The organism is Nocardia sp. NBC_00511, assembly GCF_045161165.1.
Lineage (GTDB): Bacteria > Actinomycetota > Actinomycetes > Mycobacteriales > Mycobacteriaceae > Nocardia.
In genome coordinates, this window is the sequence record NZ_CP107849.1 from 183,802 (window position 1) to 198,032 (window position 14,231).

Here is a 14,231-nt window from a genome sequence, read left to right on the forward strand (position 1 = left end):
CTCCTGCTCCCGTGTTCGACACGGTCATGATCCGGCATCCGCCGTCATCCCGCCCAGCCAGTGCGCGGTTGCGGCGGCGAGTGCCTGTTCGATGTCGGTGCGGTGTGGAATCGAGGCGCTGGCACCGAGTTTCGTGGTGGCCAGGGCGCCCGCGGTGCAGGCCCAGGCCAGGGCGGTGGCGGGGCCCTGGTGCCAGTGGGCGGCGAGGGCTCCGGTGAAGGTGTCGCCCGCGCCGGTGGTGTCGACGACCTCGACGGGGACGCCGGGGTGGGACAGGCGGGCGTCCGGGCCGCGATAGGACGCGCCGTGTGCGCCCAGGGTGGTGATCACGTGGGGTACGGCCGCGAGCGGGGTGGCCAGTTGTTCGGCTTCGCCCTCGTTGACGACGGCGACGTCGATCTCCGCCCACAGGTCGGCCGGAAGGTGCTGCACCGGTGAGGGATTCAGGATCACGGTGGTGTGGTGCGCGCGGGCGTGACGGGCGGCTGCGAGCACTGTCGGGATCGGAATCTCCAACTGGCACATCAGGATATCGGCGCTGGCGATGGCGTCCAGGTCGGCGGTGTCGAGGTCGGTCAGCCGGCCGTTCGCGCCCGCCACCACGATGATGGTGTTCTCGCCGTCGCCGTCCACCACGATCGTGGCGATACCGCTGGGGCCGTTCGCGGTGCGCAGGCGCGAAACCCCCACGCCCGCATCGTGAAGTACGCCGCGCAGGGCGTCGGCGAAGACGTCGGAGCCGACCGCGCCGACGAAATCGACCGTGGCACCGGCCCGCTGGGCGGCGATGGCCTGATTGGAGCCCTTGCCGCCGGGTACCAGCGCGAAGCTTTCACCGGATACGGTCTGGCCCGGTTCCGGGCGGTGCCCGACGGTGGTCACCAGATCCATATTGATGCTGCCCACCACCACGATTCGTGCCATCGCGGTCAGCCGAGCGCGGATTCCACCGTGGCCTTGGCCTGGGGTGTCACCGGGTCGAGCAGGTCGTCGAAGTCGTGGTGCTTCTCGACGAACGCCTTCACGAACGGGCAGATCGGGACGATGCGCTCGCCCGCGGCCCGGGTGTCCTCGAGGGCGGCCCGGATCAGGCGGCTGGCCAGGCCCTGACCGGCGTAGGCGTCGCCGATCTCGGTGTGGAAGAAGATGCGCTGCAACCCGGTGTCGATGTAGGCGGTGAGTCCGGCGCGCGCGTCACCGATCAGGATCTCGAAGTACTGCGGCACCGTGTCGGCGCTCTTGTTGATGGTGGGTTCCGGGGTGGTGGTGGATTCCGGCTCGGTCATGGTGTCTCGCTTCCGGTCGGTGAATCACGGTGTGCCGGTTCCAGCGGCGGGCTGGCCACGGCGGAGAAGGTGCGGCATTCGGGTTCCGCGGTCGGTGCGGCGGTGCGCAGGGCGTCGTCGCGGACGGTGAAGAAGGCCAGGGCGGCCGCGGCCGCCATGAGGACCACGCAGGAGATCAGGGCGAGGCGGAAGCCGTGCGCGAAGTCCGGCGGGTTGGTGTAGGCCGCGCCGGTCAGTCCGGCCAGCGGCGGAATCGCCGCCACCGCAAGCAGACCCGCCGCCCGGGCGACCGCGTTGTTGACGCCGCTGGCGACGCCCGCGTGCCGTTCGTCGGCGGTGGCCAGCACGGTCGCGGTCAGCGGAGCCACCGCCAGGGTCAGGCCCGCGCCGAAAACCAGTGCGGCGGGCAGCACATCGCGCAGATACGAGGTGTGGACGCCGATCCGGGTCATCAGCAGCATGCCGAGGCCGGCCAGCACCACACCGATGGTGATGGGCCAGCGCGGGCCGATGCGCTGGGCCAGCGCACCCGAGCGGGCCGAGAACAGCAGCATCAGCACGGTCACCGGGAGCATGGCGGTGCCCGCCGCGATCGGGTTGAAGCCCGCCGCCACCTGCAAGGTGAGCACCAGCAGGAAGAACACGACGCTCATCGCCCCGTACATGACGAAGGTGACCACGTTGATGGCGGTGAACTGGCGGGACGCGAACACGTCCACCGGCAGCATGGCCTGCGGGCCGTCGGTGCGATGCGAACGCCGCCGCTCCACGATCACGAACGCCGCGCCCGCCGCGATGCCCGCGATCGCGCTGCCCCACACCAGGATTCGATTGGTGTCGTGTTCAGGAGCCATGGTGAGCGCGTAGGTGATTCCGGCCAGGCACAGGGCCGCCAGCACCGCGCCCGCCACGTCGAACCTGCCGTGCGCCTGTGCGTCATGGGATTCCGGCACATGCCGGGCCGTCACCGCGAGCACCAGCGCGGCCAAAGGAATATTGAGCAGGAACACCCAGCGCCACCCGGCCGCCTCGACCAGCCAGCCGCCCAGGAACGGGCCGATCGCACCGGCCACGCCCCCCAGCCCGGACCAGGCGCCGACCGCGCGAGCCCGTTCCTCGGGGCGGAACGACGCCTGGATGATGGCCAGCGAACCCGGGGTCAGCAGCGCGCCGCCGACACCCTGCAGCGCCCGCGCCGCGATCAGCATCGAAATGTCCTGCGCGGCACCGCAGAGCGCGGACGCGATCGCGAACCACACCACGCCGATGAGGAATACCCGCCGCCGCCCGTAGCGGTCACCCAGTGAGCCGCCCAGCAGGATCAACCCGGCCAGGGTCAGCGTGTACGCGTTGACCGTCCACTGCAGGCCCGCCATGCTCGCGCCGAACTCGTCACCGATGCGGGGTAGCGCCACGTTCACGACGGTGGAGTCCAGCATGGCCATCCCGGAACCCAGGACGGTCGCCAGCAGAACCCAGCGACCGGTGGCCGAGGACAACCGAATGCTCGCGGTCATGTGACCAACCTAGCCGCAGCCGCCGACCGGCGGCGCGAGCTCATCAGTAATCTGTTGTCATGACTGCTCCCACGACCGCCGACCGGGATGTTGTCCGCGAGGCGGTGCACGACGCGGCGCGCCGGGCCCGGGTGGCGTCGCGGACGCTCGCCCAGCTCACCACCGCCGAGAAGGACGCCGCGCTGCACGCCGCCGCCGACGCCCTGCTCGCCGCCAAGGACACGCTGCTCGGCGCCAATGCCGAGGACATCGAGATCGCGCGGGCCGCGGGCACCGGGGAATCGCTGCTGGACCGGTTGCGCTTGAGCGACGCGCGGATCGACGGCATCGCCGCCGGGCTGCGGCAGGTGGCCGGACTCCCGGACCCCGTCGGGGATGTGGTGCGCGGAAAGACGCTGCCCAACGGGCTCGAGATCCGTCAGGTGCGGGTGCCGCTGGGCGTGGTCGGCATGGTCTACGAGGCGCGGCCGAACGTGACCGTGGATGCCTTCGGGCTGGCGTTGAAGTCGGGAAACGCGGCGCTGCTGCGCGGTTCGTCCTCGGCGGCTCGCTCGAACGCGGCACTGGTCGTGGTGCTGCGGGAAGCGCTTGACGCGCAAGGGATTCCGGCCGACGCGGTGCAGCTGCTGCCGTCGGAGGACCGCTCCAGCGTGACGCATCTGATCCAGGCACGCGGGCTGGTCGACGTGGTGATCCCACGCGGTGGCGCGGGCCTGATCAACGCCGTCGTGCGCGACGCGCAGGTGCCGACCATCGAGACCGGCACCGGCAACTGCCACGTCTTCGTGCATCGCGACGCCGATCTCGATATGGCCGAGTCGATCCTGATCAATGCCAAGACCCGCCGTCCCAGCGTCTGCAACACCGCCGAGACGGTGCTGGTGGACCGGGCCGTCGCCGAGGTCGCGGTGCCGCGGCTGATCAAGGCGCTCGAGGACAAGGGCGTCACCATCCACGGTGACCTGCCCGGTCTGGTGCCCGCCACCGACGAGGACTGGGCCGACGAGTACCTCTCCCTCGATATCGCGCTGAAGGTCGTCGACGACCTGGACGCGGCCGTCGAGCACATCAACCGGTGGGGCACCGGGCACACCGAGGCCATCGTCACCGCCGACCTGAAGGCGGCGCGCGAATTCACCAATCGGGTGGACGCCGCGGCCGTCATGGTCAACGCCTCCACCGCCTTCACCGACGGCGAGCAGTTCGGCTTCGGTGCGGAGATCGGCATCTCCACCCAGAAACTGCATGCTCGCGGTCCCATGGGGCTGCCGGAACTGACCTCCACCAAATGGATCGTGTGGGGCGACGGCCAGATTCGGCCCGTGTAGCTGTTTGTTGTGACGCTGTTGTACTGATGAAAGAAGGACAGTCCGTGGCTGCGACCTCCGCACCGAACCAGGAGCCGATCTTCTCCTCGGTCGACGATGTGCTCGAGCGCCTCGCCGGTACCGGGTACCTGGCCGACAAGGCCACCGCCACTTCGGTATTCCTCGCCGACCGGCTCGGCAAGCCGCTGCTCATCGAGGGACCGGCGGGCGTCGGCAAGACCGAACTGTCCAAGGCCGTGGCGCAGGTCGCGGGCGCGGAACTGGTGCGGCTGCAATGCTACGAGGGCGTCGACGAAGCGCGCGCGCTCTACGAGTGGAACCACGCCAAGCAGATCCTGCGCATCCAGGCCGCCAGCGAGAACGACTGGGCCTCGACCAAAGCCGACGTCTTCACCGAGGAATTCCTGCTGGAACGCCCGCTGCTGACCGCCATCCGGCGCAGTGAGCCGACCGTGCTGCTCATCGACGAGACCGACAAGGCCGACGTCGAGATCGAGGGCCTGCTGCTCGAGGTGCTCAGCGACTTCTCGGTCACCGTGCCGGAACTGGGCACCATCAGCGCCACCCGCAAGCCGTTCGTGGTGCTCACCTCCAACGCGACACGGGAACTGTCGGAGGCGTTGAAGCGCCGCTGCCTGTACCTGCACATCGACTTCCCCGACGAGGAGCTCGAGCGCCGCATCCTGGCCAGCCGGGTGCCGGAACTCAAGCCCGCCGTCGCCGCGCAGCTGGTGCGGATCGTGCACGTGCTGCGCGGTATGCAGTTGAAGAAGCTGCCGTCGGTCGCCGAATCCATCGACTGGGCACGGACATTGCTGGCGCTGGGGGCCAAGGACCTCGACGACAAGACCGTGCGCGCGACCCTCGGCGTGGTGCTCAAGCATCAGGCCGACCACGTGCGGGCCCAGTCCGAACTGAAGCTGGCCTGAGCCATGGCGGGCGGAGGACCGAACCGCAGCCTGGTTTCCGCTGCCATGCGGGCCATTTCGGGTGGCACACCCGCGACCAAATCCGCACCGATTCCCGGGCCCACCGCCGAACATGGGATCCAGGGGCACCTGGTCGGGTTCGTGGAGGCCTTGCGGCGCAGGGGAATTCCGGTCGGGCCGTCCGAAACCGTGGACGCCGGACAGGTTCTCACCGTGCTGGATCTGATGGACCGGGAGGCGCTGCGCGAAGGGCTGGCGTGCGCGCTGCTGCGGCGCACCACCCAGCGTGCCACCTACGACGGCATGTTCGACCTGTGGTTCCCGGCGGCGCTCGGTGAACGCTTCGGGTCCGACGAGGTCGAGATCCCGCGCAAACCCGACGGCGAGGTCGACATCATCCAGCTGCGGAAGATGTTGGCGGAGTTGCTGATGCAGGACCCCTCCGGCGAGCAGGCTCAGCAGTTGCAGGCGCTCGCCGCGCAGATGGTCGAGCAGATGGGGCAGTATCAGTCGGCCGGTGGGCCGTCGTTCTCCGCGTATCAGACGCTCAAGGACCTGCAACCCGAACTGCTGGTCAGCAAGATCCTGGCCGGGCTGGCCCAGGGCATGGACGACGCCGGATTCGACAACGAGGTGGCGCGGCGCACCGCGCGGCAGCGCATCAAGGGCTTCCGGGGGACCGTCGAGGCCGAGACGCGTCGCCGGGTGGCCGAGCGGATCGGGCGCGACCGGGTCGCCACCTACGGTGTCGCGCGGCAGGCCGAGGACGCCGACTTCCTGCGCATCTCGCAGACCGAACTCGACGAATTGCGGCGCAGCAGTCAACGTTTGGCGCGGGTGCTGGCTTCCCGGCTGGCCGCGCGGCGGCGACGGTCGCGGCGCGGGGAGATCGATCTGCGCAAGACCATGCGCAAATCCATGTCCACCGGCGGTGTTCCGGTCAACCTGGTGACCCGCAAACCGCGTCCCGGGCGGCCGGATCTCGTACTGCTGTGCGATATCTCGGGCTCGGTCGCCGGATTCTCCAGCTTCACCATGCTGCTGGTGAACGCGCTGCGCGAACAGTTCTCGCGGGTGCGGATCTTCGCCTTCGTCGACCAGACCGACGAGGTGACACAGCTTTTCGACTCCGCCACCCCGCTCGATCAGCTGACCCGGCGCATATTCACCGAATCCAAGGTGGTCGGGATCGAGGGACACTCCGACTACGGTTCCGCGCTGGAGGGACTCGCCGAGAACTTCCCCGACGCCGTCACCAGCCGCACCTCGCTGCTCATTCTCGGCGACGCCCGCACCAACTACCGGGACCCGGCCCTCGACACCCTGCGCGACCTGGTGGACACCGCCAAACACGCCTACTGGCTCAACCCCGAGGCCGAGAAGATGTGGGGCACCGGCGATTCCGCCGCCAACCGGTATGCCGACATCATCGAGATGCACGAGTGCCGCAACGCGCGGCAGCTCACCAGTGTCGTCGCGCGGCTGCTACCGGTTTAGCAGTCGGCTGCCCTCGACGTCTAGGTCCGGGAGGATGCGGTCCAGCCACGACGGGAGCGCCCAGGCCCTGTCCCCGAACAGCGCCAGCACCGCGGGGACGAGGGTGAGCCGGACCAGGAAGGCGTCGATGGCGACACCGGCGGCCAGGGTGAAGCCGAGCTGCTTGACCATGGGATCGGTGTTGAAGACGAAGCCGGTGAAGACGCTGATCATGATGACCGCAGCCGCGACGACGATGCGGGCGGCGTCGGCGTAGCCGCGAACCACGGTGTCACCACCGCCGTGCACGTGCTTGTCGCGGATCGACGAGACCAGGAATACCTCGTAATCCATTGCAAGGCCGAACAATACGCCGGTGACCAGGATCGGCAGAATGCAGATCACCGGCGCGGTCGCGTCGAGGCCGATCACCGCGTCGAGCCAACCCCACTGGAAGACCGCCGTGGTCGCGCCGAAGGTGCCCAGGACGCTGAGCAGGAAACCGAGGGCGGCTTTGATCGGGACCACGAGGGAGCGGAAGACGGCCAGCAGGATGATCAGCGACAGGCCCACGACGACGATCAGGTAGAGCGGCATCACCTCGAAGAGGCGGTCGGACACGTCGATGCCCAGGGCGGTGAATCCGGTGACACCGACGGTGATGCCGTACCGGTCGGTGAGTTCGGCTGCCCGGGAACGGATGTCGTCGACCAGCTGTCGGGTCGCACGGTCGTTGGGGCCGCTGCCCGGAACGATCGACAGCACCGCGGTCGAGCCGTCCTTCGACATGCCCGCGGGTGCGGCCGCCGCGACATCTGGCAGCGTCGCCAGTTCGGCGGTCAGCGCCGTGAGCGCGTGCGGACTCAATGGTGTTGTCGCGCGGGCCGATTCGGCGACGATCAGCAGCGGGCCGTTGTAGCCCGCGCCGAAGCCCTGCGCCACCGCGTCGTAGCTGCGGCGCTGTTCGGTACCGGTGTTGTAGCTTGCTCCGGACGGCAGTCCGAGTTGCATATCGCTGATCGGCCACGCCAGCAGGACTCCCGCGCCGATGATGGCCGCGATGACGGCAAGTCTGTTGCGGACCAACAGGTTCGCGTACCCGGTGGCGATCGGGCCGCGACGGCCGTCGGGGTCGGCTGGCCGGTCTGAGCGGGCCTTCAGGCTGCAGATCCGTTCTCCGATCACGCCGAGCAGTGCGGGGAGCGCCGTGAGGGCCACGGCCACCGCCACCGCGACGGTTCCGGCACCGATCAACGCCATCTTGGTCAGCATCGAGATGCCGACGACCAGCATCGCGGACAGGGCGATCACGACGGTGGCCCCGGCGAAGAAGACCGCGCTGCCCGCGGTGCCGACCGCACGGGCCGCGGCCTCGTCGGCGGGCAGGTAGTGGTCGATGATCAGGCGGCGTTGGCGGTTGACGATGAACAGCGAGTAGTCGATGCCGACCGCGAGGCCCAGCATGAGCGCGAGCATCAGTGAGATCGAGGGCATTTCGAAGAGGTTCGACAGTATGAACGCGCCGCCCACACCGACGGCGACGCCGATCAGCGCCGTGGCCAGGGGGAGTCCGGCGGCGATCAGGGATCCGAGGGTGATGATCAGGACCACGGCGGCGATACCGACGCCGGCGATCTCGCCGGGGCCGAAGATCTCGGGGACGGTCACCAGGGTCGAGCCGGGTAGCACCTCGATCGCGGTCGTGCGCAGTGGCGCGCGGGCGGCGGCCAGGACGTGATCGACTGTGCCGCTGGGCAGTTCGAAGGTCTGCACGTCGAACTGGAATTGCAGTAAGGCGACTCGGCCGTCGGGTGAGACCAGGCCGCCGGGGACCGGGTGGCCGTTGGCGATCAGGGCGTGCGGGGCTGCGGTGTCGACTGTCGCGAGCGCTCGCGGGTCGATGACGTGCGGGGAGGTCAGTACCGCGTCGACCGCCGCACCGATCGCGGCCGCGACGGGAGGTGTGTCGACTCGGTCGCCGCGCGGGGCCGTGAACACCAGTGATCCCTGGCCGCCCGAGGCCTGCGGGAGTTCGGCGGCCAGGGTGTCGATGGCCTGCTGGGCGGGGGTGCCGTCGATCCGGATCTGAGTCGACAGCGTCGGCGGTGCGGCGATGAGCAATCCGGCGATCACGGCGACCAGGACGGCCCAGCCGCCGATGAACCACCACGGCCGTCGGAACGCGAGCATTCCGAGGCGATACAGCAGCGTAGACACGAGTGGCCCTTCGAAAACGGCTAAACGATAGTGGACTATCGTTTAGCGGCGACAGCGGATTCGGATGTAGTGAACGTGGATCGGAAGTGAGCAGAGTGACCAGCCCGCCGACCCGGACACGTTCCCGCCGCACCGACGCGGCGGCCAACGCCCAGCGGATCGCCGATGCCGCGCGGCAGGTCTTCCGTGGTTCGGGCCCGCAGACCCTGGATCGGATAGCCGAGACCGCCGGGGTGGGGATCGCGACGCTGTACCGGCACTACCCGACCCGGGACGATCTGGTGGCGGCCGTGGTGACCCGGCTCTTCGACACCGAGGTGCTGCCGCTGATCAGCCGGGAATCCGATTCCGCCGCGGACACCCTGGTGGCAGTCGCCCAGCTGGTGCTGGATCTGGTCGACCACGAGCCCGCGCTGGTCAGCTCCGCCGCGAACTTCACGGCGCTGACCGACGAGCATCTGCGGCGCTTCACCGCGCCCTTCGCCGAACTGCTCGCCCACGGCCAGCGGATCGGTGAGTTCCGGCTGGATCTGCAACCGCAGGACATCCCGCAGCTGCTGATCATGCTGATCGCCGGGCTGTCGACGCCCGGCTGCGATTCGCAACTGCGACACCGGTATCTGGTCCTGTTCCTCGACGCACTCGCGCCCTCCGGTCGGCGAGCGCTGCCACCGCTACCGGCCGGGGAAGGACTCGAGGTGTTGCGGACCGGCATCGGCTCGGTCGCCGCCGTGCGCACTACCGACAAAGCTGGGCCGTAGCGGATTCCCGGGTGACCGGCGTCCGGGTGAGGGTGCCGCCGAAATCACTTGTCCGCGGCCATGTTCCATGCGGGGGAACACCCTCGGCGGCGCTCTCCCGGGGCAATGCCGCGGTGAGCGTGTTGCCGAATGTGCGGGCCGATTCCTCCGGGCGATTCCGATATCCGCTGCCGATATTGTCGCCGTGCGGCCAGATTTCGCCGACCGTGCCGTCGGGTCGCTCGGCGCCGGTATCCGGATTGACGATCGCCGCCCATTGTGAACGGGCCATATATCCGCAACTGACCTGGGCGACAGCGGATTCGGCATCGATAAGCACCCGGACCAAACGGCCGTCGCCGAGCTGATCCCGATCGACGTATTCGATTTCGGCGGGGCTCGCGGCCAGCGGGGCCGAGACGAATACTGTTGCCTCCGCCGTTCCGTAGCAGGGTTTCACGGCGTCGCCCGCCGGCCCGTAGGCGAAATTCGTTGCCGCCGAGAAGACTTCGTCATCCTCGTCGGTCGCGTGCAATTCCTTCAGCCAGCGATGGGGCCGCCGCACGAAGGCGCTCGGGGACATCAGGGTGAGGGGCCGCCCGCCGGTGCCGACGAAGGAAATTGACGTCATGGATGCGATCCTCCGCTACTGCGCTATCCGCTTGCACCGCAGAAGCATTCACGAGGTCGACAAACCAGTCAATGGGTCTTTCGGGAATTGGGCACTAAGTGATCGTGGAATTCCCGGCGAATATCGGATACGCCTGCTTCGCAGGTCTATCCGATAGTTGTTCGCATTCTTACTATCGCGATCAGTTCTGCTCCGGCCCCAATTCCACGGTGGTGCCGGGATGGGCGAGCGAGGCGACAGTGATGCGACCGCCCTGGGCCTGATCGATGATCTGACCCTGCCAGGCGACGAAGCAGGAGGCGGCCTCGCTGTTGTAGACGTTGTTCAGGATCGGCGCGATGGCCTTCGCGAAATCGCCCTCGGCGGCGATCAGCTGGCTGCGGTAGGGGCCGTAGTAGGGCAGGATCGCCTGTAGTACAACGGCTTCCACGCCCTGCACCTGATTGATGATCGGGTCGATCAGCGGCTGATACTGGGTGATCACCGGCGCGATCTGCGCCAGCAGGGGTCCGGCCAGCTGCAGGATCGGCTGATACACCGAACCCAGCGCGAAGGCCTCGGACGAGAACGGGCCCGCCAGTGGAGCCAGGCCGATCAAGGAAGCCAAGCCGCCCTGCTGCTTCGGCGCGGGCCAGCCCAGCGGGCAGGCGGGCTGGGTGTTCACCGGCACCGTCGCGAACGGGCTACCGGCACCAAGTTGGACGGCGGCATCCGGGGTGCCGCCGGGGGTGAGGAGCGTCGAGGCGCCGGGCGCGGTACCCGGAGTGATCGGCGTGGACGCGGCCGGAGCACCGCCCGCGCCGAGCGTCACCGTCGCGCCCGGGCTGCCACCCAGTGCGACCGCGGCCGCAGGGCCACCGGCGACCGGCGTGGCGGCGGGCGCGCCCGGGGCTCGAGCACCCGGCGCAATCGCCGCGGGTCCGGCCGGGATCGGGGCGGGGGCGACTGTCACCTGTTGCGGTGCCGCCGGTTTCGCCGCCACCGCCTGTTCGGCGACGGTGACGATGGTGGGCACGCGCTCTTGGGCGCGCACGGTCAGTGTGGTGGCCGCCGCGCCACTGGCCACGACGGTGAGAGCGGCTACGGCGCGGATGGCGGCGACCAGCGCGGGGCGCGAGGTCGGGTGGGCGGTGGTCATGAGAGTCGACTCCTGGGATAGCGACGGGGCGGAGCGGTGTGGAGAGCTAGCGGGGCGGTGAGGTGACCGGGGTGGCAGGCGAATTCGCCGGAGCGGCGGCTTCCGGTTCGTAGGTGCCTTCCAGGTGCCAGACGCCGGTGAAGCCGTTGAACGGCCCGCCGACGATGAGGCTGGTCCACTGCAGGGTGAAGGCGCGGGTCTTCGGGTCGTAGCTGCCGGTGGCCGAGGGGCCTTGGGCGGCATCGGCTTTGGGGCGGTCGAACCACTGGTGGCCGACCCAGTCCCAGACCTTCTGGAGCTGTTCGGAACCGGCCACCTGCGCGCCCTGCTTCTCCGGCGGCTTCGGTGCGCCCTGGTTGAACTCCTGGTCGTTCCACGAGGCCGCCCAGGAGGACAGGTCGGCGGTCAGCTTGCCGTTGTCGTTGGTGACGGTCGGGGGCGGGACGTCGCGCTGGGTCTGCGGGTCCAGCGGGTTGGTGGAGATGCCGAATTCGACCGCGAAGAACTTGGTGGGCGCCGTGATCGAACCGGACAGCGAATTGCCCTGGGCGAAACCGGGTTTGGGCTCGCTCTGGTAGCCGCCGACCCGCAGGCCACCCGCCGTGCCGGGGGAGAGCAGGGTGGTGGAACCGCCCTGGGCGGGGGAATCGCCGTTGGGCATGTAGGGACCGTTGTCGGGAGTGCCGCCGGGCTGGACCATGCGGAACCAGGTGCCCTTCACGGAGTTTCCCTCCACCGCACCGGCGGTCAGTTTCAGCAGACCGGTCAACTGCTGCGGGCCGTTCGCGGGCTGCGCCGCGTCCTGACCACCACAGGCGGCAGCCGAGAAGACCGTGGCCGCGAGCAGCACGGCGGTGACGCCGCCTCGAATGTATTTGGGCGCGCGGATCATTTCGGGTCTCCTGCGGTGGAAGCGGTACGGCGGAACAGGCGCGGATCGGCCAGCGCGACGCCGAGCACCAGGACGCCGGGAATCGCGAAGCCCCAGGCCAGTCCGCGGAACGCGGTGAAGCCGAGTGGGCGGGTGGTGTCGTTCAACGCCACCACGGCGTCGTAGTTGACGATGTTGTCGTTCATCGCGCCCACCAGCGACGCGAAACGGGAAGTCATGGGCTGCCAACGGCTTTCCAGGGTGAGGACGCCGCCGAGGTCCGCGTCGGGGTGCGCCGTGCGCACCGCGCCGACGTAGCGGCTGTTGAGTTCGCCGTCCGCGGCGACCAGGGTGACGAAGTAGCCCTGCACCCGATGCACCTCCTCGGTGGTGAGGATCGGGCGGAAGCCGTCGAGCAGCGGCTGCGCGGCCGGTGCGGCCGCGAACAGCCCACCCGCCACCGGGGTCACCAGCAGTCCCAGGCCGGCCAGCGCGGCCACCACGCGCCACGCGGTGCCCCGCTTGCCCTCGGCGGCCGCGCGAAAACCGAAGACGCCCGCCAGGATCAACACCAGGCCGGGCAGTGCGAGCAGCCACGGCAGCGCGCCGAACGGCACGGTGTCCGACAGCGCCCGGTAGTTGCCGCGATCGGCGTCGATCGCGTCGAGCATCCCGGACATGTCGGCGCGGATCCCGGGGTAGTCCCGCACGAACTCGTCGACCTGCGGGTACGTGCCGGCCGGTGCGGAATTCGCCTGCAAGGTCACGACATTCGCGCGGGCATCGTCGAGGACGTGTAGATCGTCGCGGTAGCCGTCGATGCTCTGCGTGCTCACATAGGGTGCGAAACCGTCGATCATGGCCTGGCCCTTGACCGCTCGCGGGAACATGCCGGTGATCAGTGGCGCGGCCACCAGCAGCACGCCCAGTGCGGCGAGGACCGCGAAGGGCCAGCGCGCCGTCACCCGGACGGGTGCGCGTTCGATGTGCGAGACGAAATCGGAGTAGGCGGGCAGGCCGGTGGAGGCCGGAACGGAGGTCATCGACGGATCCGGGCTAAGCGGTCGGCGCGGAAGAAGACTCCGGTGCCGACGACGGCTGCCACCACCAGGGCGGGGACCAGCCACGGATAGCGTTGTCCGCGCGGCAGATCCACCGTTTTGGTGGCCAGGGCGGGGTCGGCCTGCACGGTGGCCGAACCGGCGGGCGCGGCGGCCGGGGCGACGGCGGGAGGTGCGGCGGGTGTGGCGGCGCTCGGGGCGACGGGCTGGACCGGGGCGGGCGCGTCGGCCGGAACACCCGGCGCGGCAATCGAAGTCCCGGTGGCGGCGGGCGCTGCGGGAGCGGCCGGGGCCTGCGGTGCGATCGGGGCCGCGGCGGGTGCGGCCTGCGGCAGCGCGCCCCGGTACTGCCCGGCCAGATGCCAGAGTCCGGTGAAGTTGTTGAACGGGCCGCCCACGATCTGGCTCGTCCACTCGATGACGAAATTGCCCGCGCCGTCGATGGTTCCGCTGATTCCACTGGTCTTGCCGGGCAGGCCGCCGCCGGGCTTGGGTGAGCCCTGGTTGAAGACCTGGTTGTTCCAGGTGACGCCGAGGCTGCTCAGATCACCCGACAGCTGCCCGCCGTTGTCGAACAGCTGCGGGACGCCGGTGCCGCCGCCGGTCTGCGGGTCGGTCGGGTTGGTCGCGGTCGCGAAGTCGACGCCGTAGAACCGCACCGGCGTGGTCACCCGGCCGGACTGCGCGTTGCCCGCGCCGTCGAAAGCGGCGGCGGGCTGCGGCTGATAGCTGCCGCTCACCAGGCCGCCGTCGCTGCCCGCCGACAACGTCGTGACGGTCTGATCGCTGCAGTGCGAATCGCTGTTGGCCAGGAACGGGCCGTTGGCGTCGCCGGTGGGCAGGATCATCCGGAAGAAGCTTCCGGTCACCACCCCGTTCGCGCACACGCCGGGGGACAGTGCGAACAGACCGTTGAGGGCGACCGGATCGGCCTGCGCGGCAGGCGCGGCCAGGGCCGTGATTCCCAGCGCGGCGAGTGCCGCGGCAAACCGATGAGCGTTCCGCCCCATGACGAGTTCCCTTTGGTTGATCTTGAT

The 14,231-nt window shown here is 69.5% G+C and carries 13 protein-coding genes; 4 read left to right on the forward strand and 9 right to left on the reverse strand.

Annotated features, from left to right (window positions below; genetic code table 11):
* Positions 1-24: 24 nt before the first annotated feature.
* Genes OG300_RS00885 through OG300_RS00895 form a run of 3 tightly spaced genes read right to left on the reverse strand, consistent with a single transcriptional unit; the run spans position 25 to position 2,803 of the window.
* Positions 25-924, reverse strand: coding sequence for a ribokinase (locus OG300_RS00885; RefSeq protein ID WP_405491093.1), 900 nt, complete (start codon positions 922-924; stop codon positions 25-27).
* A 5-nt stretch (positions 925-929) separates the two neighbouring features.
* Entirely contained in the window at positions 930-1,286 is a 357-nt protein-coding gene (locus OG300_RS00890) for a GNAT family N-acetyltransferase (RefSeq protein WP_405491095.1), read from the reverse strand.
* On the reverse strand, positions 1,283-2,803 hold the full coding sequence (locus OG300_RS00895; protein ID WP_405491097.1) for an MFS transporter: 1,521 nt from the start codon (positions 2,801-2,803) through the stop codon (positions 1,283-1,285). Before OG300_RS00895 ends, OG300_RS00890 begins: the two co-directional genes overlap by 4 nt.
* A 59-nt stretch (positions 2,804-2,862) precedes the next feature.
* Between OG300_RS00895 and OG300_RS00900 the strand changes: the two genes are divergently transcribed.
* Genes OG300_RS00900 through OG300_RS00910 form a run of 3 tightly spaced genes read left to right on the forward strand, consistent with a single transcriptional unit; the run spans position 2,863 to position 6,557 of the window.
* Positions 2,863-4,131 (forward strand): glutamate-5-semialdehyde dehydrogenase, encoded by a 1,269-nt coding sequence (locus OG300_RS00900; RefSeq protein WP_405491099.1) that lies wholly within the window; start codon positions 2,863-2,865, stop codon positions 4,129-4,131.
* A gap of 44 nt (positions 4,132-4,175) precedes the next feature.
* A complete protein-coding gene (locus OG300_RS00905; protein WP_405491101.1) occupies positions 4,176-5,060 on the forward strand; it encodes an AAA family ATPase in 885 nt (294 codons plus the stop codon).
* A 45-nt stretch (positions 5,061-5,105) separates the two neighbouring features.
* Positions 5,106-6,557, forward strand: coding sequence for a vWA domain-containing protein (locus OG300_RS00910; protein ID WP_405498867.1), 1,452 nt, complete (start codon positions 5,106-5,108; stop codon positions 6,555-6,557).
* Here the strand turns inward: OG300_RS00910 and OG300_RS00915 are convergent.
* Positions 6,546-8,753, reverse strand: a complete 2,208-nt coding sequence (locus OG300_RS00915) for an MMPL family transporter (RefSeq protein ID WP_405491103.1) — start codon at positions 8,751-8,753, stop codon at positions 6,546-6,548. The genes OG300_RS00910 and OG300_RS00915 overlap by 12 nt on opposite strands.
* A gap of 86 nt (positions 8,754-8,839) precedes the next feature.
* On the opposite strand from OG300_RS00915, the gene OG300_RS00920 reads away from it, so the two are divergent.
* Positions 8,840-9,514 (forward strand): TetR/AcrR family transcriptional regulator, encoded by a 675-nt coding sequence (locus tag OG300_RS00920; protein ID WP_405491105.1) that lies wholly within the window; start codon positions 8,840-8,842, stop codon positions 9,512-9,514.
* On the opposite strand, the gene OG300_RS00925 is transcribed toward OG300_RS00920, so the two are convergent.
* The 5 genes from OG300_RS00925 to OG300_RS00945 all read right to left on the reverse strand — a co-directional run bounded on the left by OG300_RS00925 (position 9,492) and on the right by OG300_RS00945 (position 14,204).
* Positions 9,492-10,124 (reverse strand): hypothetical protein, encoded by a 633-nt coding sequence (locus OG300_RS00925; protein ID WP_405491107.1) that lies wholly within the window; start codon positions 10,122-10,124, stop codon positions 9,492-9,494. The genes OG300_RS00920 and OG300_RS00925 overlap by 23 nt on opposite strands.
* Positions 10,125-10,305: 181 nt before the next feature.
* Positions 10,306-11,262 carry a hypothetical protein gene (locus OG300_RS00930; RefSeq protein WP_405491109.1) on the reverse strand — a complete coding sequence of 319 codons (957 nt, stop codon included), beginning with the start codon at positions 11,260-11,262 and terminating at the stop codon, positions 10,306-10,308.
* 46 nt (positions 11,263-11,308) lie between these two features.
* Positions 11,309-12,154 (reverse strand): hypothetical protein, encoded by an 846-nt coding sequence (locus OG300_RS00935; protein ID WP_405491111.1) that lies wholly within the window; start codon positions 12,152-12,154, stop codon positions 11,309-11,311.
* Positions 12,151-13,176: a hypothetical protein gene (locus tag OG300_RS00940; protein WP_405491113.1), complete on the reverse strand. Its 1,026-nt coding sequence runs from the start codon at positions 13,174-13,176 to the stop codon at positions 12,151-12,153. The genes OG300_RS00935 and OG300_RS00940 overlap by 4 nt, the downstream gene beginning before the upstream one ends.
* Positions 13,173-14,204 (reverse strand): hypothetical protein, encoded by a 1,032-nt coding sequence (locus OG300_RS00945; RefSeq protein ID WP_405491115.1) that lies wholly within the window; start codon positions 14,202-14,204, stop codon positions 13,173-13,175. Before OG300_RS00945 ends, OG300_RS00940 begins: the two co-directional genes overlap by 4 nt.
* Positions 14,205-14,231 lie beyond the last annotated feature (27 nt).

Excerpts from the sequence above, each read along its gene's own strand:
- OG300_RS00940 (WP_405491113.1), bottom strand. The coding sequence starts at position 13,176 with ATGACCTCCGTTCCGGCCTCCACCGGCCTGCCCGCCTACTCCGATTTC.
- OG300_RS00910 (WP_405498867.1), top strand. The coding sequence starts at position 5,106 with ATGCGGGCCATTTCGGGTGGCACACCCGCGACCAAATCCGCACCGATT.
- OG300_RS00930 (WP_405491109.1), bottom strand. The coding sequence starts at position 11,262 with ATGACCACCGCCCACCCGACCTCGCGCCCCGCGCTGGTCGCCGCCATC.
- OG300_RS00890 (WP_405491095.1), bottom strand. The coding sequence starts at position 1,286 with ATGACCGAGCCGGAATCCACCACCACCCCGGAACCCACCATCAACAAG.
- OG300_RS00895 (WP_405491097.1), bottom strand. The coding sequence starts at position 2,803 with ATGACCGCGAGCATTCGGTTGTCCTCGGCCACCGGTCGCTGGGTTCTG.
- OG300_RS00885 (WP_405491093.1), bottom strand. The coding sequence starts at position 924 with ATGGCACGAATCGTGGTGGTGGGCAGCATCAATATGGATCTGGTGACC.
- OG300_RS00925 (WP_405491107.1), bottom strand. The coding sequence starts at position 10,124 with ATGACGTCAATTTCCTTCGTCGGCACCGGCGGGCGGCCCCTCACCCTG.
- OG300_RS00935 (WP_405491111.1), bottom strand. The coding sequence starts at position 12,154 with ATGATCCGCGCGCCCAAATACATTCGAGGCGGCGTCACCGCCGTGCTG.
- OG300_RS00900 (WP_405491099.1), top strand. The coding sequence starts at position 2,863 with ATGACTGCTCCCACGACCGCCGACCGGGATGTTGTCCGCGAGGCGGTG.
- OG300_RS00945 (WP_405491115.1), bottom strand. The coding sequence starts at position 14,204 with ATGGGGCGGAACGCTCATCGGTTTGCCGCGGCACTCGCCGCGCTGGGA.